This window comes from Anaerosolibacter carboniphilus (assembly GCF_014205875.1).
Taxonomy (GTDB): Bacteria; Bacillota; Clostridia; order Peptostreptococcales; family Thermotaleaceae; genus Anaerosolibacter; species Anaerosolibacter carboniphilus.
In genome coordinates, this window is record NZ_JACHEN010000005.1 from 1 (window position 1) to 20,439 (window position 20,439).

General features: G+C 36.5%; 25 protein-coding genes. All 25 read right to left on the bottom strand.

Going from position 1 to position 20,439, the window contains the following annotated elements; all coding sequences use genetic code 11:
* Positions 1 to 126 precede the first annotated feature (126 nt).
* The 25 genes from HNQ80_RS05210 to HNQ80_RS05325 all read right to left on the bottom strand — a co-directional run bounded on the left by HNQ80_RS05210 (position 127) and on the right by HNQ80_RS05325 (position 20,436).
* The gene (locus tag HNQ80_RS05210) at positions 127 to 810 is read right to left on the bottom strand and encodes a hypothetical protein (protein ID WP_184308865.1); all 684 of its coding nucleotides are present in this window, start codon (positions 808 to 810) and stop codon (positions 127 to 129) included.
* Between the two features lie 13 nt (positions 811 to 823).
* Positions 824 to 1,171: a hypothetical protein gene (locus tag HNQ80_RS05215; protein WP_184308867.1), complete on the bottom strand. Its 348-nt coding sequence runs from the start codon at positions 1,169 to 1,171 to the stop codon at positions 824 to 826.
* The gene (locus HNQ80_RS05220; RefSeq protein WP_184308869.1) at positions 1,161 to 1,472 is read right to left on the bottom strand and encodes a hypothetical protein; all 312 of its coding nucleotides are present in this window, start codon (positions 1,470 to 1,472) and stop codon (positions 1,161 to 1,163) included. Before HNQ80_RS05220 ends, HNQ80_RS05215 begins: the two co-directional genes overlap by 11 nt.
* Entirely contained in the window at positions 1,450 to 1,965 is a 516-nt protein-coding gene (locus tag HNQ80_RS05225) for a cytochrome b/b6 domain-containing protein (RefSeq protein ID WP_184308871.1), read from the bottom strand. The genes HNQ80_RS05220 and HNQ80_RS05225 overlap by 23 nt, the downstream gene beginning before the upstream one ends.
* Positions 1,966 to 1,984: 19 nt before the next feature.
* Positions 1,985 to 2,953, bottom strand: coding sequence for a double zinc ribbon domain-containing protein (locus HNQ80_RS05230; RefSeq protein ID WP_184308873.1), 969 nt, complete (start codon positions 2,951 to 2,953; stop codon positions 1,985 to 1,987).
* A gap of 35 nt (positions 2,954 to 2,988) precedes the next feature.
* Positions 2,989 to 4,164: a hypothetical protein gene (locus tag HNQ80_RS05235; protein WP_184308875.1), complete on the bottom strand. Its 1,176-nt coding sequence runs from the start codon at positions 4,162 to 4,164 to the stop codon at positions 2,989 to 2,991.
* 438 nt (positions 4,165 to 4,602) lie between these two features.
* On the bottom strand, positions 4,603 to 6,012 hold the full coding sequence (locus tag HNQ80_RS05240; RefSeq protein ID WP_330602764.1) for a sensor histidine kinase: 1,410 nt from the start codon (positions 6,010 to 6,012) through the stop codon (positions 4,603 to 4,605).
* A complete protein-coding gene (locus HNQ80_RS05245; RefSeq protein WP_184308879.1) occupies positions 5,993 to 6,709 on the bottom strand; it encodes a response regulator transcription factor in 717 nt (238 codons plus the stop codon). The genes HNQ80_RS05240 and HNQ80_RS05245 overlap by 20 nt, the downstream gene beginning before the upstream one ends.
* Before the next feature lie 93 nt (positions 6,710 to 6,802).
* Positions 6,803 to 7,285 (bottom strand): siroheme decarboxylase subunit beta, encoded by a 483-nt coding sequence (ahbB, locus tag HNQ80_RS05250; protein WP_184308881.1) that lies wholly within the window; start codon positions 7,283 to 7,285, stop codon positions 6,803 to 6,805.
* A 17-nt stretch (positions 7,286 to 7,302) separates the two neighbouring features.
* Complete coding sequence (gene ahbA / locus HNQ80_RS05255) at positions 7,303 to 7,752, bottom strand: siroheme decarboxylase subunit alpha (RefSeq protein WP_184308883.1); 450 nt, start codon at positions 7,750 to 7,752, stop codon at positions 7,303 to 7,305.
* Complete coding sequence (locus HNQ80_RS05260) at positions 7,752 to 8,759, bottom strand: radical SAM/SPASM domain-containing protein (protein WP_184308885.1); 1,008 nt, start codon at positions 8,757 to 8,759, stop codon at positions 7,752 to 7,754. Before HNQ80_RS05260 ends, ahbA begins: the two co-directional genes overlap by 1 nt.
* Positions 8,756 to 9,919, bottom strand: coding sequence for a radical SAM/SPASM domain-containing protein (locus HNQ80_RS05265; RefSeq protein ID WP_184308887.1), 1,164 nt, complete (start codon positions 9,917 to 9,919; stop codon positions 8,756 to 8,758). The genes HNQ80_RS05260 and HNQ80_RS05265 overlap by 4 nt, the downstream gene beginning before the upstream one ends.
* Positions 9,920 to 10,258: 339 nt before the next feature.
* Complete coding sequence (locus HNQ80_RS05270; RefSeq protein ID WP_184308889.1) at positions 10,259 to 10,687, bottom strand: hypothetical protein; 429 nt, start codon at positions 10,685 to 10,687, stop codon at positions 10,259 to 10,261.
* Between the two features lie 14 nt (positions 10,688 to 10,701).
* Entirely contained in the window at positions 10,702 to 11,133 is a 432-nt protein-coding gene (locus HNQ80_RS05275; protein WP_184308891.1) for a zinc ribbon domain-containing protein, read from the bottom strand.
* A gap of 312 nt (positions 11,134 to 11,445) precedes the next feature.
* Positions 11,446 to 12,819 (bottom strand): sigma-54-dependent transcriptional regulator, encoded by a 1,374-nt coding sequence (locus tag HNQ80_RS05280; RefSeq protein ID WP_184308893.1) that lies wholly within the window; start codon positions 12,817 to 12,819, stop codon positions 11,446 to 11,448.
* Positions 12,816 to 14,234 carry a two-component system sensor histidine kinase NtrB gene (locus HNQ80_RS05285; RefSeq protein WP_184308894.1) on the bottom strand — a complete coding sequence of 473 codons (1,419 nt, stop codon included), beginning with the start codon at positions 14,232 to 14,234 and terminating at the stop codon, positions 12,816 to 12,818. The genes HNQ80_RS05280 and HNQ80_RS05285 overlap by 4 nt, the downstream gene beginning before the upstream one ends.
* On the bottom strand, positions 14,231 to 14,494 hold the full coding sequence (locus HNQ80_RS26620) for a zinc ribbon domain-containing protein (RefSeq protein ID WP_184308896.1): 264 nt from the start codon (positions 14,492 to 14,494) through the stop codon (positions 14,231 to 14,233). Before HNQ80_RS26620 ends, HNQ80_RS05285 begins: the two co-directional genes overlap by 4 nt.
* A 6-nt stretch (positions 14,495 to 14,500) precedes the next feature.
* Positions 14,501 to 14,839: a hypothetical protein gene (locus HNQ80_RS05295; protein ID WP_184308898.1), complete on the bottom strand. Its 339-nt coding sequence runs from the start codon at positions 14,837 to 14,839 to the stop codon at positions 14,501 to 14,503.
* Between the two features lie 362 nt (positions 14,840 to 15,201).
* Positions 15,202 to 16,911, bottom strand: a complete 1,710-nt coding sequence (locus tag HNQ80_RS05300) for a multicopper oxidase family protein (protein ID WP_184308901.1) — start codon at positions 16,909 to 16,911, stop codon at positions 15,202 to 15,204.
* Between the two features lie 231 nt (positions 16,912 to 17,142).
* Complete coding sequence (locus HNQ80_RS26625) at positions 17,143 to 17,472, bottom strand: nitrous oxide-stimulated promoter family protein (protein WP_408626302.1); 330 nt, start codon at positions 17,470 to 17,472, stop codon at positions 17,143 to 17,145.
* Between the two features lie 50 nt (positions 17,473 to 17,522).
* Positions 17,523 to 17,654: an LDCC motif putative metal-binding protein gene (locus HNQ80_RS26225; RefSeq protein WP_279288959.1), complete on the bottom strand. Its 132-nt coding sequence runs from the start codon at positions 17,652 to 17,654 to the stop codon at positions 17,523 to 17,525.
* A 35-nt stretch (positions 17,655 to 17,689) separates the two neighbouring features.
* On the bottom strand, positions 17,690 to 17,878 hold the full coding sequence (locus HNQ80_RS05310) for a hypothetical protein (RefSeq protein WP_184308903.1): 189 nt from the start codon (positions 17,876 to 17,878) through the stop codon (positions 17,690 to 17,692).
* A gap of 231 nt (positions 17,879 to 18,109) precedes the next feature.
* The gene (locus HNQ80_RS05315) at positions 18,110 to 18,808 is read right to left on the bottom strand and encodes a zinc metallopeptidase (RefSeq protein ID WP_184308905.1); all 699 of its coding nucleotides are present in this window, start codon (positions 18,806 to 18,808) and stop codon (positions 18,110 to 18,112) included.
* A 60-nt stretch (positions 18,809 to 18,868) separates the two neighbouring features.
* Positions 18,869 to 19,153 carry a hypothetical protein gene (locus HNQ80_RS05320; protein ID WP_184308907.1) on the bottom strand — a complete coding sequence of 95 codons (285 nt, stop codon included), beginning with the start codon at positions 19,151 to 19,153 and terminating at the stop codon, positions 18,869 to 18,871.
* Positions 19,154 to 19,698: 545 nt separating this feature from the next.
* Positions 19,699 to 20,436, bottom strand: a complete 738-nt coding sequence (locus tag HNQ80_RS05325; RefSeq protein WP_184308909.1) for a glycosyltransferase — start codon at positions 20,434 to 20,436, stop codon at positions 19,699 to 19,701.
* Positions 20,437 to 20,439: the final 3 nt, after the last annotated feature.

Sequence of the window (20,439 nt, forward strand, 5' to 3'; positions counted from 1 at the left end):
ACCTCACTTTATATATTCTACATTAACTTCGTAATCCCTTTTTGACACATAAAAAATATCCACCCTTTCGGGTGGACTTTGTCAACAGTCTCAAGAAGGTAGACCGAAAGGTCTACCTTCTTTTACTTACATCATACCCATTCCACCACCGCCGCTACCGCCCATCGGCATGCTTCCACCGCCACTGCTTGGCTGCATACTTCCGTTCTGCATTTGCATCTGTTGCTGCATCATGTATAATTGTTGCTGCATTTGATTTAGTTGCTGTTGTAACATCATATAGTTATAATCGGCTGGTGCATTCATTGAATTCATACCACTCTGCATTTGCATGTTGCCATTCATATTTCCTTGCATCTGCATATTTCCCATAGGCAACCCTACGTTCATGCCTCCCTGCATTTGCATATTGCCGTTCATTCCATTCATCCCTGCCATAGCATTTTGATTCTGTTGTAATCCCTGTTGCTGATGTTGTAAGTGAATATTGCTATCTGCCATATTGTTGTTTGTAGAAACAAGTCCTAATACAGCGATACTTACAAGAATTCCTACGAATGAAAATATAGCTAACTTAAACCATCCATTGTTTTGCATTTTGATTCCCCCTATTTTTGTTTTTACTCGATCTTGGCTATCCATGCGGCTTCCTTGTTCTACTTCCTTCTTTTTCTGTGGCGCGCCTAGCTTATCTTTCTTGTTATTCGTTGAAGAATTTATTACTGCCCATACACCCAATCCTGACCCAAGAAACAAAAGAGCCAGTAGAACGAGCATATAAAGTTGCCCTAATGAGCCTAATATATTCAACAATATCACCTCTTTACTTTATCCATACGATTGCTAATATAATTGACCCACCGATTATAAAGGGTAGCAACAGAAATATTAGACTTGTGGTAAGAAAACTAAGATTATATATGACAGGCGCTTGACCTTGATGATGGCTGTGCATCTCTGCCATCTGTTCATTTCCCTCTCCTTCACTGAAAAGATCATATAACGTTATATTGGAAACATGCATGTTCTGCATCATATTCCCCATGCTGGTATTCATCATCTCAGCCTTTTTTGTTTCAGGAGCACTCCAGAGAAAAAACAACGTAATGATAATCATTGCACCAAATATAAATGTCAATCTCCAAAAGTGAAGTTTTTTACTATTTAACATGGTCATTCCTCCACTGCATATATCTTATGGCAAATCCTGCTACCATACTTATGAAAATAAGTGGAATCATTAATTTTGTTGATACTACCATCACTTCTTGAAGTGCACCATTGTGTTCAATATTCATTGCGACACCCATCATGGAGTTGTCCATCGCGGCCATCATACCCATCATAAATTGCATAACTTCACTTTCAGTTGGTCCCGGTTTAAGCATCGAAATAATAACCCCAGATGCAAGGAAGAAGAAAAACGTTGCCATAAACCAAATAAATATTTTAATCCACGGTTTTTGCAACATCAGACTTTCCTCCTTTACCTTTTTCCTCTGCTTTAGAACTCACTTTTTTAGGCCAAATCAAGGCATGACACTTTACATAGATGTGCCAAATCACCCCTGCTAAGGCAATATAGGATACGTATTCATGCATGAATAACGCAAAACCCATGCCTGCCATACCAATTCCATTATGCACCCATATCAAAACACCAGTTATGATCAGAATAAGCGTCGTAATGAACGTGAACAGCTGATAACCGCTTTTCCCGATAATAAACCAGGCTAGATGTTTCGTATCATTCTTGATATTTCGATATACTTCATAAACGATGGAGATAAAGGTTATCAATACAAATACTGCAGCTGATAAGCGATGTACATAGTCAGCCGTTGCATAATCAAAATTAAGCAACCATCCATACTTAGCACCAACCATCGCAAAACCGCTTATACCTAGCAAAGCCCATACGATTGCATAGACCCAATGCATGATGAAGTCGAAACGGATATTCATGGACCTTTACTCCTTTACTCTATTTCTGCTTTTTCTGTTTTTTTTCATCGATTTCTTGATGTTTGCTGTTGCTTTCTGCTAATACGGATGTCTCTGTTTTGTCAGATATATCGCTTGCAACATCTTTTGCCTCTATCATTTCTATCAAAGAACTACTTTCCTCTGTGTTTTCATCAACTTTTTCTATAGTTGCTGCGCTTATTTCACTTTCTGTTGTATTTACTTCTGTTCCACAATTGGGGCAACATTTCCACGCATCTTTCAATACCGTTTTACAGTGAGCACATTCTTGAATTCTCTGTTTTCCGCAGGAAGGACAAAACTTGTATTCCTGATCTGCTGCAAAGTTACATACTTCGCACTTAACTGTTGTATTGCTACTGCTCTTAACCGGAATCAGTTTCTTCACATCTACCGAAATATTTCCCTGTCTCGCGTAAGCAACGAAGCTAACAATCAGTCCAATAACGGATACAGAAAGCAGTAATTTAGCGATAATCAATGCAGTATTTCCCATAGGGGAAATATATCCATTTGTCATCATGCCATAATAATTTCTACCCATGGCACCATAGCCATTATATGGTGAAAAAACAGCGTTAAAGATTATTATCATTAATCCCAGTACAAGTACTGTTCCAACTGCAATCAATCCAGTCTTAAGCACAGGATCTTTTTTTATTTCCTCAAACTTATTGGATTCAAACATTTTGAGTTCATTCCTCTCTATTAGATACCTCTTTACAAGCATGATCAACAGAATGATCGCTGCAATGACAAGTCCTATGAATAGAAGTTTTACGGAAATCGCTAGAATATACGAAAGTGTATTTACTAAAGAATATCCTCCACCCATATCCATGCCACCTTCCATGCCTCCAGTGTTTCGCCCAAACATAATGTTAAAGGCTAATCCGAAGCTCAATACCCCTAACACAAGAATTGTAATACTTTTTAAAACAGGATCATTTTTAATTGCCTCCCACATGAAATTTCCCCTCCTTTATCATTTCTTACGAGACCCTAATTTGCCGAAGCTTCCTTGCGGTCTTTTTGAGTAGAGGGCTTTAGCAAGTTAAAGATTGAACCTAATATTCCTAGAATAAATGCAATTGCAAATAATACTAACGTTGCATTTACAACTGTAGGGATACTGATATTATTGAATATTCCTCCAAACAAGCTTGGTGTTGAAGATGTACCATGATTCATCTGTGATAAATTAGGGTTATTCATATAATTTTGCATCATATTCGCCATATAAACAGCCTGCTTTGTAAAGTCATCCCCTAACTTATTTAACTCACCCACTCCTTGAGCTAACTTAAATACACTTTGATGGATCTGCTGCATCTTATCCTTATCAAACACCAATCCATTGGCTGATACATAAGGATTAATATTCACGAGATTTGCTGCTTCATTTACATAATTTAGTGCCTGATTTAGCTTGTTCTTGTTTTGCAGTGTCATGTTGTATTGATTTGAATAGTATTGTACCAGATTTTGTGTATTTTGATTTGCCTGCTCAGCTTGAGATACGAGTTCATTGTTTAGCTGCTCCAGCAATTGCATACCTACAGATAACTTATATAAACCCGTATGAAGCTGTTCCATTTTATTTGCATCATACGTAATACCCATATCTCCCATCTGCGTAGAAGCGTTCATCTGCGTATTGCTGGAAGTATCCGCTGGCGGATAAACATTAATCGTTGTATTCCCTTGACTATTAGCTTCTGCTGTATTATTAGGCTGAGTATTATCTACAATAGGATTATAATTGGTTTGAGGTTGCATGTTCCCCATATTCATCTCCACTTTTTCTTTCGGAGCATATGGATCTAAGGTCATGAGACGAATTGATTCATTAATAAGATAAGTTGCCTTATTTAGACTGTCTTTGTTCTGAAGCGCTAAGGTCATCTCTCCCGTGGCACCTCGTATGCCCGTAGCGCTTTGTCCATTATTTTGTTGCGTAGTTTGGTTATTCATGGCACCATGTTGCATGTTCTGCTGTCCATTGGCACTGGAACTATTATTTGTACTTGTAGAATCATTTGCCTGCTGATTTTCTGTGCCTGGCAAATTCATAGAACCGTGATTCATATACAAATAGTTATATCCGATATATCCCACTCCACCAACAATAACAACTAACAGAAATACCGTTAGCAGACCATTGAGAAACTTTTTCATTCTTGTTATTCCTCCTTTTTGGCAGGCATCCTATATGAAGAAGGTTCTTTCTTCATATAGGATGCCTTAAAGTAAGTTTTTACATTGCCGTTGGATTAAGCATATGATGAATTCCATAAGCAGCTGCGGCAACCACTACAACGATTGCTACAATAAGTAATATTTTTGTTGTTTTATTCATGAAGTCTCCCCCTTTCTATCTACTGTTCATAATCATCATCTTTAGCTTTTATGAATACATTATAATAAATAGATATGGAGATTTTATGGAGGTTCGGCACATTTTGCTATTTTTTATTTCACAGTGTGTCATCCTTCTCTTTATGCTGCCATTTATCTACAGAATTCTTCAAATTTTTATTGTTCATTTCATTCATCAATCCTTAAATTACGACTTTCTTCAAATACCTCAAAAATAAGCGAAAAGCAGGCAATCTTTTAAGATTGTCTGCTTTTCGGTATTGTTACAATAAATTCAGTACCTCTACCCAATTCACTAGATACACGAATCATTCCTTTATGGGCCTCTACAATTGCTTTGGTTATGGTGAGTCCAATACCTGCACCACCGGTAAGTCTATTTCTCGACTTTTCAACCCGATAAAACCGTTCAAATATATAGGGGAGGTTCTCTTCTGAAATACCTACTCCCGTATCTTTAACCTGTAATTCTATATTTTCCTTATTTCCTAGAATATGGATATATGCTTTCCCACCTGCTGGTGTATATTTTAGTGCATTGGAGAGCAAATTCACGATGACTTGACTTATTTTATCCTTGTCAGCGAAAATCGTTTCCGATTCTCCTTTAAATTTAATTTCTATTCCCTTTTGCATAAAATCGTTCTCAAAGTTGCGTACAATACGCTCTACAAGGGATGTGATATCGAACGCTGTATTGTTTAGAATTAGATTTTCGCTTTCAAATTCAGCCAGTCTCTCGAGATCGCCAACCAAACCATTCAGCCTAATAATTTCATCATGGCAGCTTTTTAATCGCTCTATATCTAACTTCCATATACCATCAATCATAGCCTCCATATGACTCTGCACTGTTGCTAATGGCGTCCGCAATTCATGGGCTACATCTTCTGTTAGCCTCATCCTAAGGTTTTCTTGTCTTTCCAAGGTCGCAGCAAGATCATTAATGGTACTCGTTAATTGAGTTATTTCTGTAGTGCTGGACTTTTCATAACTCCTTCCACCAAAGTTTCCCTTGGATATCATCCTTGCAGTCTCGATTACCCTTGAGATTGGCTTCGTTAGTCTATCTGACATCACAACACCACATACGAATGCAAAAAACATTGAGAATATCCCTATGCTCATGAAAACCTTATTCAAATCATTGATAAACATGATATCATGCTCGCTAAAATAAAAGGGACCATAGTGTCCGATTTCAACATATCCAACTTCTATTTCGTCATGTAAGATCGGGAACTTCTTCTCAATATACTTTCCTTCTAGGTTTGGATAATACTCTGACATCCTTTTGGATATATTTGCAATAATCTGCTCACACTCACCATTGTTGTACGTTCTCGCATCCCATACAACCTGCTCATCAATATTCTCCACGCGAATAATCAGGCCTTGTTCTAGGGCACTCATCCCTATGTTTTTAATACCTTCCTGTCTCCACGATTTGTTCTGTTCTTCATACTGTCGACTTATGGAAGCAATAATTTCCTTATATCTTTGCTCCTGATTCTGAATGACGTACTCTTTAAAATGTTCTTCAAAAGATATATTAGCAAATATACTTATCAGAGATATACACAGTAATACTACAGCAACATAAGATAGAGATAACTTTGTTTTGAGGCTAATTCTCACGCATTTCACCACCGAACTTATATCCAATACCATGCACAGTTACAATGTATACAGGACATTTGGGATTTGTCTCAATCTTTTGCCTCAAGTTCTTGATATGTGAATCAATTGTTCTATCGAACCCGTCAAAGTTCCCCTCTAATGCAACCGTTATAAGCTCTTCTCTCGTAAAGGCCTTATGAGGATATTTGATCATTGTGAAAAGGATCTTATATTCATTTGGCGTTAAGCTAAGGATTGTTCCCTGCTTTTTAACCTCATGTCTAGAATGATTAACTACTAAATCATCATTGTTAAAAGAGAAAATATCAGAATCGAAACTTTTTGTATTCCCTGACCTTCTCAGTAGAGCAATTACTCTGGCCACCAGCTGTCTTGGACTAAATGGCTTTGTAATATAATCGTCGGCACCAATACCTAAGCCCCTTAAAATGTCCTCTTCTTTTACTTTTGCAGTAAGCATAATGATCGGTACCTTTGACTTCTTTCTCAACATTTTGCAAACCTCTTCCCCCATGATATCAGGAAGCATTAAATCCAGAATAATCAGGGATGGGTTTATTTTTATTGCTAGCTGCAGCGCTTCTTGACCAGTGGACGCTTCATACACAGTATACCCTTCATTTTCAAGATAGGATTTTACTACTTCTACTAGCTTTAGCTCATCATCAACTACAAGTATTTTAATGTTGGAATTCTCTTTCAAGAGATCACCTCATTCCCTCATCGAAGCTTTAACTTTTTTACCCACGCTGTTTTCATCTTCAACGCTTCTGTTTACATTATCATAGCATACTTCTTATTCTGCTGATAAGTAATACTTCATATCAGGACTTGTTTTTTTCCACTGCTTTTTTGTGTATAATATCCTATACGCTTTATTCCCGATTTTTCTAGATAGCTCGTCCACGATGTGTGTTACTTCCTCTGCATTCTGTCCGTGAATCATGGTGTAAAGATTATATGGCCAATTCTCTCTTCTCTCTCTCTCATAAACATGGCTTATATTCTCATTGCTTTTCGCCAACTTCTCAATCATCTGTCTCTCGTTGTCTTCAATATCCCAGACGACCATTGCATTTGCAACATATCCCGCATTATAATGCTTAATTACCGGTGAAATCCTTTTGAGAATGCCTTCATTTTGCATTCTAGTCAACCGGTTTAATAGCTCATCCTTAGATATTCCTACCCTCCCACTGATTTCTCCGAATATGTCTTCGTGTATATTTAGATCATCAGAAATCTCTAATAATATCCTTCTGTCAATCATATCTATCATAGCTTAATCCTCTCACTTTATTTAAATCTAAAAAACACATTGGTCTTATGTTTATAGGTAGCAGGAAGCGATAAGATTTCTTCTACTTCCGTTTTTCTCTTTATCTCCCCTATTTTTTCCTCTAATTCTTCCTGAGATCTTTCCATTAAAGTAAACCATAGATTATACGCATCATCTCGCTCATAGTTATGGGTAACGCCCTTATATTCACTGATGATCGAAGCTACTCGATCAAGGTCATTTTCATCTACTTTCATAGCGACAAGTGTACTTTTGATTCCCAATTTGTTTACATCCACAATACCACCAAATCTCCGAATATAATCTTTCGATTTCAATGAATCTATGGTATCTATTACTTCCGCTTCACTTATTCCTAATCTTTCTCCTATCACTAAAAATGGTTGTTCCACCAAAGGAATACCCTTTTGAATTTCATTTAATACTTGTCTTTCTAATGTCGTCATTAAACTCGCTCCCCACTGTTCGTGTAACAATAATCAGCTGCTGGGTCCTCTTCCAGAAAATCCCCTGTTTTCTTATAGGCTCTTGCTCTGCATCCTCCACATATTGAAATGTTTGCGCATGTACCACATTTCCCCTTATATTTATCAAAGTTCCTTAAATCATTAAATATCTCACTGTCTCTCCAAATTTGATCAAAAGAAGATTCTCTAACGTTTCCTACTTTTATAGGTAAATAAGGGCATATGTGAACATCTCCATTCGGAAGAATGCAGCAATATCCAATACCAGCAATACATCCCCGGGTAAATCTCATTTTCATGTCTCTTTGCTTTGCAAAGGACATGAACTGAGGTGCACACGTAGGCTTAAGTTCAAGTTCTGTATCCAGCTGTTTATCTAAAACTTCATGGATCAATTTGATGTATTCTTTATGCTCTAATGACAGGTGTCCTAGATTGTCACCCCGGCCAACTTCTACTAAAAAGAATGGATGATGGGCTGAAGCCCCTACACTTTTGGCTAAATCAGTTATCTGCAATATGCTTTCTTTATTTGCTTTTGTAACTGTAGAATTGATTTGAACGCGAATTCCTGCTTTGATACAATGATCGATTCCCGTGAGAGCCTTCTCAAAACACCCTAGTGTGTTTCTAAAAATGTCATGCTTTTCTCCGCATAGATCATCAATACTGATGGCAACAGCCTCAATTCCAGATTCCTTCATGGTTCTTGCCATCTCTGCAGTTATTAAAGTTCCATTTGTTCCTACTACCGGCCTTAATCCAACTGATTTCGCATAACTTGCAAATTCAAATATATCCTTCCTTATAAGCGGTTCTCCGCCACTCAGTACCAGTATCCTAAATCCTGCTTGGGCAATTTCTTTAATCAGCCTTTTTCCTTCTTCAGTTGTTAGTTCACCTTCATATTGCCTCTGTTCAGAATCACGATAACAATGTTCACAGTATAGATTGCACTGTTTTGTAATATTCCAGGATATAATCATATTTCATCATCCTCCAAGTAACATGCCGGATCAGAAGCCCACATATCGTTATGAATATAATAGGCCCTGGCTCTTAAGTTGCCATTACAAATGCTTAGCCACTTACAGCTTGTACATCTGCCCTTGATTAGGTTTTTTCTATTCCGCAATTCGCCTAAAATGGCTTCACTGTTATTCCATATATCCGAAAAGGATTTTTCCTTTAAGTTTCCAATAGGCAAAAACCTGGTAAACTGATCTGGATAAACATTTCCTTTCCAATCAACATTGGCAATCGCACTCCCGGACCTATTTCCTCTATTTCTTGCTAAAAACTCAAACATTTTATCTGCCAATTCAGGATCTTCTTTTCTAGTTTTTAGATAAATATAGGGTCCATCCGCATGGTTGGCAACCGTTAATATTTCTTTCTTACCTTTTCCCTCGACGATGGCTTTCTTGGCGTATTCATATAAGTAGTCAATAACTTCTTTTGTTTCTTCATTTGATAACATCTGATCCATAATTTCTTTGCCTCTGCCAGAGGGGACTAAATGATAGAAACAAATTCTATCAACTTTCATTTCCTCCATCAGATTTAGTATGGTAGGTACATCTTTATAGTTATTCTTTTGCAGCGTGAACCTGAGCCCTACTTTTTGACCCACACGATGACAATTTTCTATAGCCCGCAATGCGTTATCAAAAGCGCCAGTGGTTCCTCTGAAATCATCATTTTTTTCTCTTGTTCCATCGATGCTTATTCCTACATAGCTGATGCCCATATCTTTTAAGTTATCAGCGGTAGATTGATCTATTAAGCTTCCATTGGTGGAAAGACTTGTTCTGATATTTTTAGTTTTAATATATTTCATAATGTCGAATATATCCTCTCTGATCAGGGGTTCCCCACCAGAAAGAAGGATTACCGGCACATGATTGGCTGCAAATTCATCAACGATTCTATAGATTTCCTTTAAATCTAAAGTATCCGCATCGTCCCCATAAATGGCATTAGAGTAACAATGTTTACAGGAATAGTTACATTTACGCGTGATATTCCAAGCGATAACAGGTCCTGAACCTTTCTTCACACCTGTTTCCGTTTTGCTGCAATCTCGTGAATACCTTATCGAATGACGATCCTCTAAACCCGATAATATTTTAGTAATATCTAACATTCGCATTCTCCCATCTGCTCTTCAACATTATTTATTATTTTTTCTGTGAAGCTTCATTCACCGTTGTTATAAAAAATATTACATTCCAAGGATTCTTTCTCATTATTTCTCATAGAGTATGCCCAAAATACGAATAAATCTATAATAACAAAATTATATGGAGAATTTATGGAGGATCTTCCATATATCAAATTGTTTCTTAGCATTATCCTTTGTTTTGCATAGATAAGCATTCCCTTTATATTCTACATTGAACAGCTCAATTATATTTTTTCTTTTAAAAAAAATAGATAGTCCTAGCAATCCACTGCTAAGTCTATCTATTTTTGCTTATATGATTTACATCATGCCGCCCATCATACCCATACCGCCACCACCACTTGGCTGCATACTGTTCATATTGTTCATCATTGGCATCATGCTCATGCCACCGTTCATGTTCATGCCACCCTGCATATTCATGCCGTTCATATTCATCATCGGCATCATGTTCATACCGCCTTGCATATTCATATTACCTTGCATGTTCATGCCATTCATGTTGTTCATTGGCATCATATTCGTGCCACCCTGCATATTCACATTCCCCTGCATGTACATACCATTCATATTGTTCATGTTATATCCGTTACCCATATTCATGTAATTACCATAACCAGTGTTCATGCTGCTATATCTAGTAAATTCATTGACGCCCCATAATACACCAAAGCTAATCACTATACCTGCTAGAGATATTACTGCTAGTTTAAACCATGGATTTTTCATAAAGTTTCTCCTTCCTACACATTTTTTATTTCTTTTTCCTTACCACAATGAGGGCAAACTTTCCATTCTGCATTTAGTTCTTTTCCACAAATTGTACAACTTTCTTTACTGACAATTGCTTTGTTTCCTGAAAATGTGTTTTTTATTGTTTCCACATCTTCTGTTGTGAATAGATTGTTTTTAATCCATACGATGATCCCTGCTACTAGACCAATCACAAACACAACAAACAGTACTTTAATCATAAGTAACAGTAAATAGGATATTGATCCACCATATCCAAAACCATACCCAGTACCCATATACATATGTTCACCTCCATAATTTCCTCTCATTGTAAATCCTAGACCAAACCCAGAACCAAATACTAAGCTCTGTAGCAGACTCAACCCAATAATACCTAAAAGGGCGACCATCATCATCTTAACAAAAGGATTATTCTTCATGTGCTTCACCTCCTTCATCACTTTTTCGTTGTCGATATTATACAATCGCAATAAGCGTGCCAACTTTTTTCTATATGAAATTTCTTTCTTGAAAATATCAGTGCGCTTTCTGAGTCGGCTCGTACGCTGCTTTATATATTGATTTTATGTGCTCAGCTGTATAGGAACCTTTCATCTAACGCTGTAAATCATAAATTACTTTCCTCATATCCCTAATCTTATCAATATAAAAGGGTGTGTAAAAATACACACCGTACTGTATAAAATTGAACATATTGAAATATGAATCATATATAATAAAAAAAGCAGTCCCTAAAGACCACTTTTATTATGTGTTTGGAGATTGAACTTTTCCATTCTGTAAATAAGGGCATGCCTTGATATCCCTAGCAGCTTTGCTGCTTGTGTCTGATTCCATTCTACCATTTCTAACGCCTGACGAACTAAGCTCTTTTCTACCTCTTCAAGTACGATCCCCGCTTCTGGAAGAACAAATATATCATCATAGTCAGAGTAAGCACCTCTGATTACCTCCTTCGGTAATAAAGAAGCTTTAATATAACCATCATTTGCAAGAATGACAGTTCTTTCAATAATATTCTCAAGCTCCCGTATATTTCCAGGATAATCATAGTTCATCAATATTTCCAATGCGTCATTTTCAACGATTAAGCTGCCCTTATTCAGTTCCTTCCCATATTTTGCTGCAAATGATTCAACCAATAGCGAAATATCTTCTTTTCTTTGTCTTAAAGGGGGGATATGGATAGGGATCACCTTTAATCGATAAAGCAGATCCTCACGAAAATTGCCTTCTTCAACCATTTTTTCAAGACTTCTATTTGTAGCTGCAACAATCCTAACATCAGCCTTAATACTTTCTGTTCCTCCCACTCTTTCAAATTCTTTTTCTTGAAGAACCCTAAGTAATTTGACCTGTAGCGAAAGACCTAACTCTCCAATTTCGTCTAAAAAAAGAGTTCCTCCTTGGGCTCTATCAAATCTTCCTGGTTTTCTATTCTGAGCTCCAGTAAAGGCGCCCTTTTCATAACCAAACAACTCACTCTCTAGTAAATTTTCAGGAATCGCACCACAATTAACCCGGATATAAGGTTTATTTTTTCGGCTGCTTTGGCTATGAATAGCACTCGCAATTAACTCCTTACCTGTACCACTCTCTCCTGTAATGAGTATTGTAGCATTTGTATCTGCAACTTTCTCGATCAGCTCAAATATTTCGCACATTTTTTTGCTTTTGCCAACAATCTTATGATTTTTTGTTTCTGAGATAGCACTCCTGAGATAGTCTACTTCTTTGTTTAGCTCATCAACATGTAAAGCCTTATTTATTTTAAGCATTAATTCATCAATATCAAACGGTTTTGAAAGGTAGTCTAATGCGCCCAACTTCATAGCTTCCACAGCTGCATCCGTATTTCCATGGGCAGTTATCATGATAACAGGTATCTTCTCATGAATGGTACGTATTCTTTTTAATACCTCCATACCGTTAATTTTAGGCATTCTATAATCAAGAACCACTAGATCTGGTTCTTTATCTAGAAAAAGTTCAAAGGTCTCTTGACCATCCTTTGCTTCAATAACACTAAAATTACATTCTTTCAGTTTCTTTTCTAATATCCATCGCATATTTTTTTCGTCATCGGCAATCAATACTTTTTTCATAAATTGATGGATACCTCCTTGTCAATTGGAAGAAGTAATTCAAATCTGGTACCTTCCCCTATTTTACTAAAGACATCAATTACACCGTTATGCTCTTCAACAATCCTATGAACAATGGAAAGACCTAAGCCCGTTCCTTCTTCCTTTGTCGTAAAGAATGGGTTAAATACCTTTTTTATATTACTTTCTTCTATGCCTATACCCGTATCCTGGAAAATGATTTGAATCCATTGGTGATCTAACACTTTCACTGCAATGGTAAGTTCTCCCCCATCAGGCATTGCATCCGTTGCATTAAATATCAAATTAATAAATGCCTGCTTTAACAGTTCTTTGCTTGCAACAATTTCAGGGGTTTTCTCAACACAACAATTTATAGTAACTTCACTTTGTTTAATATATTTACTCGTAATTGCAATTACATCTTGTACGATTGTATCAACAGAACATACCGCCATTTCATTCTTATTTGGCTTTGCAAAATCCATAAGACTCTTTACGATTCGGTTGGCTCTTTCTACTTCCTCATCGATTATTTCTAATTCTCGTATAGCCTCGGTATTTTTCTCTGCTTCCCCTTTCATTGTCTGTGCCACAGCTTTTATAATAGCCAATGGGTTTCTTATCTCGTGGGCTATTCCAGTAGAAAGTTCTCCAAGAGCCACTAGCTTATCATTTCTTTGTACGTGTTTCTGAAGTTTATTTAATTCAGTTATGTCATCAAAGATCATTACTAAACCTTTATTCATATTTTCTAAATTTAGAGGATAAATATTGACTCTAATATTTGTTTCCTTATTGGCTATCTTTACCTCTATTTCGATATTCTCAATGATTTTATTTTGTCTTATAGACTCTATTGCTTTTATTTTCACCTGTTCACAGCACACAATTGTCTCAAGAAAGCTTTGTCCAATACAAGTCTCATCTATTCCAAGAATATCCGTTGCTCCTTGATTGATAATGGTAATAAACATATCATTGTTTACTGCAACAACACCACTTTTGATACTCTCAATGATACCATTCGTATATTTTTCTAGAAGTATATATCTAGCTAAACTGCCTTTTATATCTTCTAACTCCCTATTTTTTCGTTCAAATAAGATCCCTGTTACCATTCCGATAGAAAAGAAGAAGAATACATCTATTAATTCATTTATAGTAGGAGAGCTTAAATTGACAGCTAGTAAGATATGGGGGGAATATACTAATCCTACTATTAAAGCGACTAGAACGCTCCCTCTAAATCCATATTTGTAAGCTCCCATGATGATAGGCACCGTATATAATAGTCTATAGACACTATGATAAGGCACATCTTTATATCCATATAGGTAGTGGATAATACTAATGCCTGCAATAAATAAAAAAATTACAATTTCATATTTATATTTTAAAACGACTCTCTTCATTTGATCACATCTTTATCTATAGGTTTTTCACAGTACGGACAAAAGCGCCAATGAACATCGATTTTTTCTCCGCAATTTGTGCAATACTTTTTTAACGTTTCTTTGCAAATTGGACACACATTGAAATCTTTTTCAACAATGTTATCACAGTTTGGACATCTACTTATTGGAGATGTCACCGATTGACTTGCATTGTTGGCTTTATATATAAAAAGGTAATATACACACAAAGCAATAATTAACAATATAAAAAGTGTCACTTACTATCATCCTTTCCTGTTTATGTGGGCTCCGCACATTGGACAAATCTTCCACCGCTCACTCTCCACATCAAATCCACACCTTCTGCACTTCTTAGCACTATTTTGAGCCTGCAGCATATCCAAAAGTATAAAACCTCCGATGGCAATTGCTACGAATATGATGATCCAAAAGTTCATGCTGTAGTTATAATTATTGTACATGCGCATTTTCGAATGCATACCCATGCCCATCCCCATCTGCCAATTCTGCTGGAAGAACATAGGGGCAAAGATAAAATTATAGATAAAGATAACACCTATGACAATTAAGAGCATGTACAAGATTGTTCTTCGATTCTGCATAACGATTCCTCCCTAAGATGTTTACATTATAAAACAATGCAAGAAAAGTGCCAATTCAATGTAAAACTACTCATAAACAAAGCATGTTATCTAATATTCGTTTCAAATTATCTTGTATATCGCTTTATATATTTTATATGATATCAAAAACTCTGAATATTTTCCAAATTATATATAATCCCCATATCCTTTTAGTAAGTAGCGAAAGAATTTTCATGTAATTGTCAAGTTCTCAATTTACGATATGTTTAGATAATAAGAAACTCTGGTCTTCGCCAGAGTTCCTTATTATCTACCGTAAAGCTTTATTTATTTCAAGCTTTCGCAGCAATTTCAAAGTATCCATCTATCTTTATTAAAGCTTACTCAGGTTTATTGTACGTGTCTTGTGGGTTAGGCGCATAGTTTGGTACAAAATCCTCGTATTCAATACCCTGCATCATACCAGACGCAGCATGATGTAGTTCATGGCAATGCTGCACCCATCGGCCAGGATTATCAGCCTCAAAGGCCACCACATATTTTTCACCAGGTTTCACTAGCAATGTATCCTTCATAATGGCTGCCCCAGAAACTGGAATCCCATTCTTTGATAGTATCTGGAAGAAATGCCCATGCAAGTGCATTGGGTGATCTACTTTACTGTTGTTAAAGTAAGTAAATTTCACCGTATTTCCTGTTCTTAATTTGAATAGCGGCAGCTCATTAAAAATCTTACCATTGATTGTATATCTCAAACCCTTGTCGTCTCCTAAAGCCTCTAATTGAACCATATAATCAATATCATAGGATTGGTTTAATGTAAATTTCCCCGTTCCAGGTGCACCATAGTTCTCGAAGCTAAACAAAGGATACCCCATTATTTCTTCTGTCCTTGTCTTTCCATTTCCATCAGAAACAATTACAGGTATCTGTAATTGATCATTATATGCGTTATCATCATGGGCATCAATGGTAAAGTTTTCGTCTTCTGTTACGGTAAACTCCACATCATATCTCTCTCCTGGTGCTATTTGAATGATCTGATCCTTAATAAAATCTGCGCCATGAATATCCTGTCCATCTGTACTTACGATCTTAATATCTTGACCTGGAATGTGAATTCCATGAGATCTATATCCAGCATTGATAAATCTAAGTCTTACCACATCGCCTTTCTTTACATCTATTGGCTTTATTAGTTCACCAGACTTACCATTCACAGTATAAATATCATAGCCATAAGCCATCATCTCTTCTTCTTCCATAACAGGATCGATCTCTTCAGACGTTGACATATTCATACCACCAACATCACCTTGTGGCTCCATCGCACCGTGGCCTGCTGTATCGCCTTGAGGTTCCATCGCACCATGCCCACCGCTGCCTCCTGCTTCCATATTCATATCACCCATCTCTTCCATGGGCTTCTCCATCCATTCATCCAGAATAAATGTATAATCTTTATCTATCTTCCCTTCATTCTTCGGTTCTACAATCAATGCACCGTATAAACCTTTATCAACTTGCTTTGATCCTTCTTGATGGGAGTGATACCAATAGGTTCCTGGTACATCGGCAGAAAATTCATAAACAAAGGTTTCTCCAGGTCTTACTGCGTCCTGATTAAGGCCTGGTACTCCATCCATAGCAGAATTTAGTGGATATCCATGCCAGTGAATCGTCACAGGTTCGATCAGCGTGTTCTTTAGTTCAACTTGAACATAGTCACCTTCTGTTACCCGAATTTCTTCTCCCGGAACTGTTCCATTATATGTCCAAACAGGAATGATAACGCCCTCTTTTATTTCTAAGTTTGTTTCCTGTGCCACTAGTGTAAATTTTTTCACCGGCTGCCCATCCCTAGGTTTGATAATGCCTTTTGCATAGTCATGATTGTTAAAAGTATTTGATTGTATGGTGCCTCCATGATCTCCGTTACCATTTTGATTCGTATCAACATTTACCTGTGCATTATTTTGCTCCATCCTCATATTCTCCATAAAAGCCTGATTGCGCTGGAAAGTAATGACGGAAAGAACCATAACCACTGATGCTATTACTGCTAATACAGTATTCGATCTACTGCGCATCTCCACTCCCCCAGTTACTTGTTTTTCTTATCATACTAGTCGATTTATTTCTTCATATATCTATTATGCTAGAGTGGGAAAGTACTAACAAATTCTTTGAATCTCTTTTTGGCTAGCTCTTTCCCTCTTTATTTAATAAACCGCCTATCGCTATACATTATAATAAAAATATATGGAGATTATATGGAGATCAGATCTCTATTGAATCTTCTATAGTATTTGCAGTACTTTTTAAAGAAAATATTTTATCAAGTAATCGATCCTTCCTCTTTTTATAAAGTAGATTCCTGAATACTTCATTACTTTTTGGATTTTTTCTCTATATGATTGCTCATAGCATTTTATTCTACATTTTTTACAGGGTGGTTTGTATATAGTCAAAGGACAGTTGATTCGTTTATTTACAGCATATAGCACTAGTGCTGTACAATCTTTGCATAAATTTATCTTCTTTTTTCCGTCTATATAACTATTGGAAATCGGGTGTTTCTCTGTTTGATAATGGTTGTTTTTACAATAAACATGGATGAAATCAATTAATATAGATATATCTTTTTCCACGTTAATATCCTCTTTTCACACGAATAAATCGATTTCGCATATTAAGTCATTCACTTTGTTTTCGTCGTTTTTGGATTATTACTCTTTTGGTTTATATCACAACAATCTAATCGTTGATCACCAAAATTCTTTTTATTGGCTTCCTCAAGTTTCTTTAGAAAGTTTTTAAACCAATTTTTCATAAATACATCCTCCTCCAGCTATATATTTGCGTAAGCTATTCAATCTCTATTGCTCGTCTTCTTTCGTCTTCTGTAAGCACATGATTGGATTTCTTTTTATTATCTTCTATGGAACTGCGCTTTCGGCCATGATGGTGTCCACCACAACAACCTCCGCCTTTCACCATTCGGTAAATCACAAAGCCTACTAATACCAAATAAAGTATCCGTACTATGAATATCATCTCTCTTGCACTCCTTTTGTTTTACATGCTCTTAAGTGGCAGCAGCTATGCTTTATAACAATTTCATATTATAATACTTGACTCAAACTAAAAATTCCAGCAGTAGTACCAAAAACAATAAATAGAATAATCGATGATACAGCTACTTCCTTTAGCTTCTCCATTACTTAACACTCCTTTTCTATTTTCACATGTTGCACAACAAATGTACCAAGGTTTTTTAATTTATTTCTAATCATTTCTCCGTCCTAAAAGTCCTGAAATCAACATTAGTCTAACAAGCTGTAAAATAGCCATAACTGTAGCTGCTACATACGTCAAGGCAGCTGCATCAAGTACCTTCTTTACAGGTTTTTCTTCACTTACTGTGATATAGCCACCATCCGCCAAGATATTCATCGCTCTGCTGCTCGCATTGAACTCTACAGGCAATGTGATTACCTGGAATACTACTGCAAACATAAACACGACCACGCCTAGTTGTGCTAATGACTGAGACCCTAACATTAGCCCTATGAATAGAAGGGGAAATGCTGCTTGGGATCCTATACTGGCAAACGGCACGATCATACTTCTAAGAGATAGCATGCTATATCCTTCATCATGTTGCAGGGCATGCCCAACTTCATGGGCGGCTATTCCTAGTGCCGCAAGGGAGGTTCCATGATAAATCTTATACGATAACCTTAACACCTTATTTCTTGGGTCATAATGGTCTGTCATATGGCCTCCCACCAATTCAACCTTCACATCATTGACCCCTTGTTTTCGCAGGATCTCCGCTGCTAACTGTGCACCAGTCCACCCTATTCCAGCCTTGTGTTGGCTATATCTATGAAAGGCGCTTTGCACCTTGCCCTGGGCATACATGGCAAAAATAACAGCAGGAATAATCAAAATAAATGTCGGATCATAGAAAAATGGAAACACTTGTTCATCTCCTCCTCACTTCAGATTAGCATCGGCTAAATTTTGCCCATCACATTCATTTTATTTTTCAGCAATATCGTCTTTATCGCTTACGCTGCCGTGGCATGAACCACTATGTCCTGATTTCCTCATCATAAACATCATCCCGATGTGCATTAGGGGACATAATAGAAATGCTAAGGAAGATAATCCCCCACCCTTTACACCGAACAAAGGTAGCCCTGCAATAATCAGTATGGGTAACATGCAACATAATATCATTAACAGCCCATGCTTTAAGGTTCCCTTACGCTCTTGTTTTTCTCCTCCATGGCAGTTTCCGTTACTTTTATTAAATTTCTCCATTTGATTTCCTCCTTTAATCTCCTTGATAGTAAACTTTCATCTTAATTTTCACTGAATTATTCTAGTTCATATTGTTATGGGCAACCTATATCATCTTTTATTGCAACTTACGTGCCAAATTTTCATCCAAATCAATTTAATAATTATAGCTAGTGGGGGCCCACTAGCTATAAAAATTTGACAGTTTAAGGGGGGAACCTTAAATGTCTCAATACAATATCAATGCAATTATAATGCCAATTTCAAAACAGTCTTATAAAATAATTTTCTTGTTTAACCAAAATTATCTCAAGGCTTGTATTCTCTCAATTTTATCGAGGGTAACCAGTTCCAGTCCAGTTATATAGATTTATCTAACATTCCTTTCTTTGCTTAAAGCGTCCTATCTTATCTATCATTCTGTATGATATGCCACATGTTTGTTGTGATTTGCTACAAGATATCCGGCAATCTTCCCATTATCCTGCCAAACTATCATCTTCGTGCCCGCTTTTCAAGGAACAGAATCTTTAAAAGAAATTATTGTACTAAATATCTCAGGCTGCTTACTCTCCCCTTTTGCTTAAGTCATACCATGTATAGCAATATTCTGGATTTGTCATCATTCTATTATTCAAAAGTAACCTAGCAAACAAAGTGATATCTTTCAAACCCATAGCGTTAAATTTTCTCGCAGATGTTACCACATAACCATCATAAATATTTTTGAACAGCTTTCCTACTTTTTTCCCTTCTCTTCGAAGATTAAATATAAATTTTAGATCTTCTCCTGCGTAGTATTTTTCATCGAATCCCCCAAGCTTCTCAAAAGTCTCTCGCTTTGTATAAATCAGTACTGCGCTAACCCCAGTAATGTAAGACATTATCAATGATCCAAACGATAATCCTTTATAGAATAGTCCATCTTGGTCCAATTTCATTCTTGCTCCACCGCCAATATACGCATCTGTCTGCATAGCATGATACACCAGATTAAATATATTCTCACTAACCTCACTATCTGCATCTAAAAAGCATAATATATCTCCCTGAGCAGCTTTGGCACCAGTATTTCTAACTGCGGATATAATATGACGTTCTTCCTGAACGATTTTTATCCCAAATATCTGAGCTATTTCTGCTGTTCGATCATTTGAATTGTTATCAACAACAATGATCTCTATTTCTTCATTTGTTTCTATTTCAAAAAGTCTTGCTGCTTTGCTTACCGATAGCAATGTATTATAAATTCTCTTTTCTTCGTTATATGCAGGTATAATCAAAGATATCGCTGGTCTCTTCATTTT

Coding starts and splice junctions, on each gene's coding strand:
- HNQ80_RS05310 (WP_184308903.1), bottom strand. CDS start 17,878: ATGATATTCATAGTACGGATACTTTATTTGGTATTAGTAGGCTTTGTG.
- HNQ80_RS05320 (WP_184308907.1), bottom strand. CDS start 19,153: ATGGAGAAATTTAATAAAAGTAACGGAAACTGCCATGGAGGAGAAAAA.
- HNQ80_RS05215 (WP_184308867.1), bottom strand. CDS start 1,171: ATGTTAAATAGTAAAAAACTTCACTTTTGGAGATTGACATTTATATTT.
- HNQ80_RS05220 (WP_184308869.1), bottom strand. CDS start 1,472: ATGTTGCAAAAACCGTGGATTAAAATATTTATTTGGTTTATGGCAACG.
- ahbB (WP_184308881.1), bottom strand. CDS start 7,285: ATGATAGATATGATTGACAGAAGGATATTATTAGAGATTTCTGATGAT.
- HNQ80_RS05275 (WP_184308891.1), bottom strand. CDS start 11,133: ATGAAGAATAATCCTTTTGTTAAGATGATGATGGTCGCCCTTTTAGGT.
- HNQ80_RS05265 (WP_184308887.1), bottom strand. CDS start 9,919: ATGTTAGATATTACTAAAATATTATCGGGTTTAGAGGATCGTCATTCG.
- HNQ80_RS05225 (WP_184308871.1), bottom strand. CDS start 1,965: ATGAATATCCGTTTCGACTTCATCATGCATTGGGTCTATGCAATCGTA.
- HNQ80_RS26225 (WP_279288959.1), bottom strand. CDS start 17,654: ATGAAAAATTGGTTTAAAAACTTTCTAAAGAAACTTGAGGAAGCCAAT.
- HNQ80_RS05325 (WP_184308909.1), bottom strand. CDS start 20,436: ATGAAGAGACCAGCGATATCTTTGATTATACCTGCATATAACGAAGAA.
- HNQ80_RS05235 (WP_184308875.1), bottom strand. CDS start 4,164: ATGAAAAAGTTTCTCAATGGTCTGCTAACGGTATTTCTGTTAGTTGTT.
- HNQ80_RS05280 (WP_184308893.1), bottom strand. CDS start 12,819: ATGAAAAAAGTATTGATTGCCGATGACGAAAAAAATATGCGATGGATA.
- ahbA (WP_184308883.1), bottom strand. CDS start 7,752: ATGACGACATTAGAAAGACAAGTATTAAATGAAATTCAAAAGGGTATT.
- HNQ80_RS05285 (WP_184308894.1), bottom strand. CDS start 14,234: ATGAAGAGAGTCGTTTTAAAATATAAATATGAAATTGTAATTTTTTTA.
- HNQ80_RS05260 (WP_184308885.1), bottom strand. CDS start 8,759: ATGATTATATCCTGGAATATTACAAAACAGTGCAATCTATACTGTGAA.
- HNQ80_RS05300 (WP_184308901.1), bottom strand. CDS start 16,911: ATGCGCAGTAGATCGAATACTGTATTAGCAGTAATAGCATCAGTGGTT.
- HNQ80_RS05295 (WP_184308898.1), bottom strand. CDS start 14,839: ATGCAGAATCGAAGAACAATCTTGTACATGCTCTTAATTGTCATAGGT.
- HNQ80_RS05270 (WP_184308889.1), bottom strand. CDS start 10,687: ATGAAAAATCCATGGTTTAAACTAGCAGTAATATCTCTAGCAGGTATA.
- HNQ80_RS05230 (WP_184308873.1), bottom strand. CDS start 2,953: ATGTGGGAGGCAATTAAAAATGATCCTGTTTTAAAAAGTATTACAATT.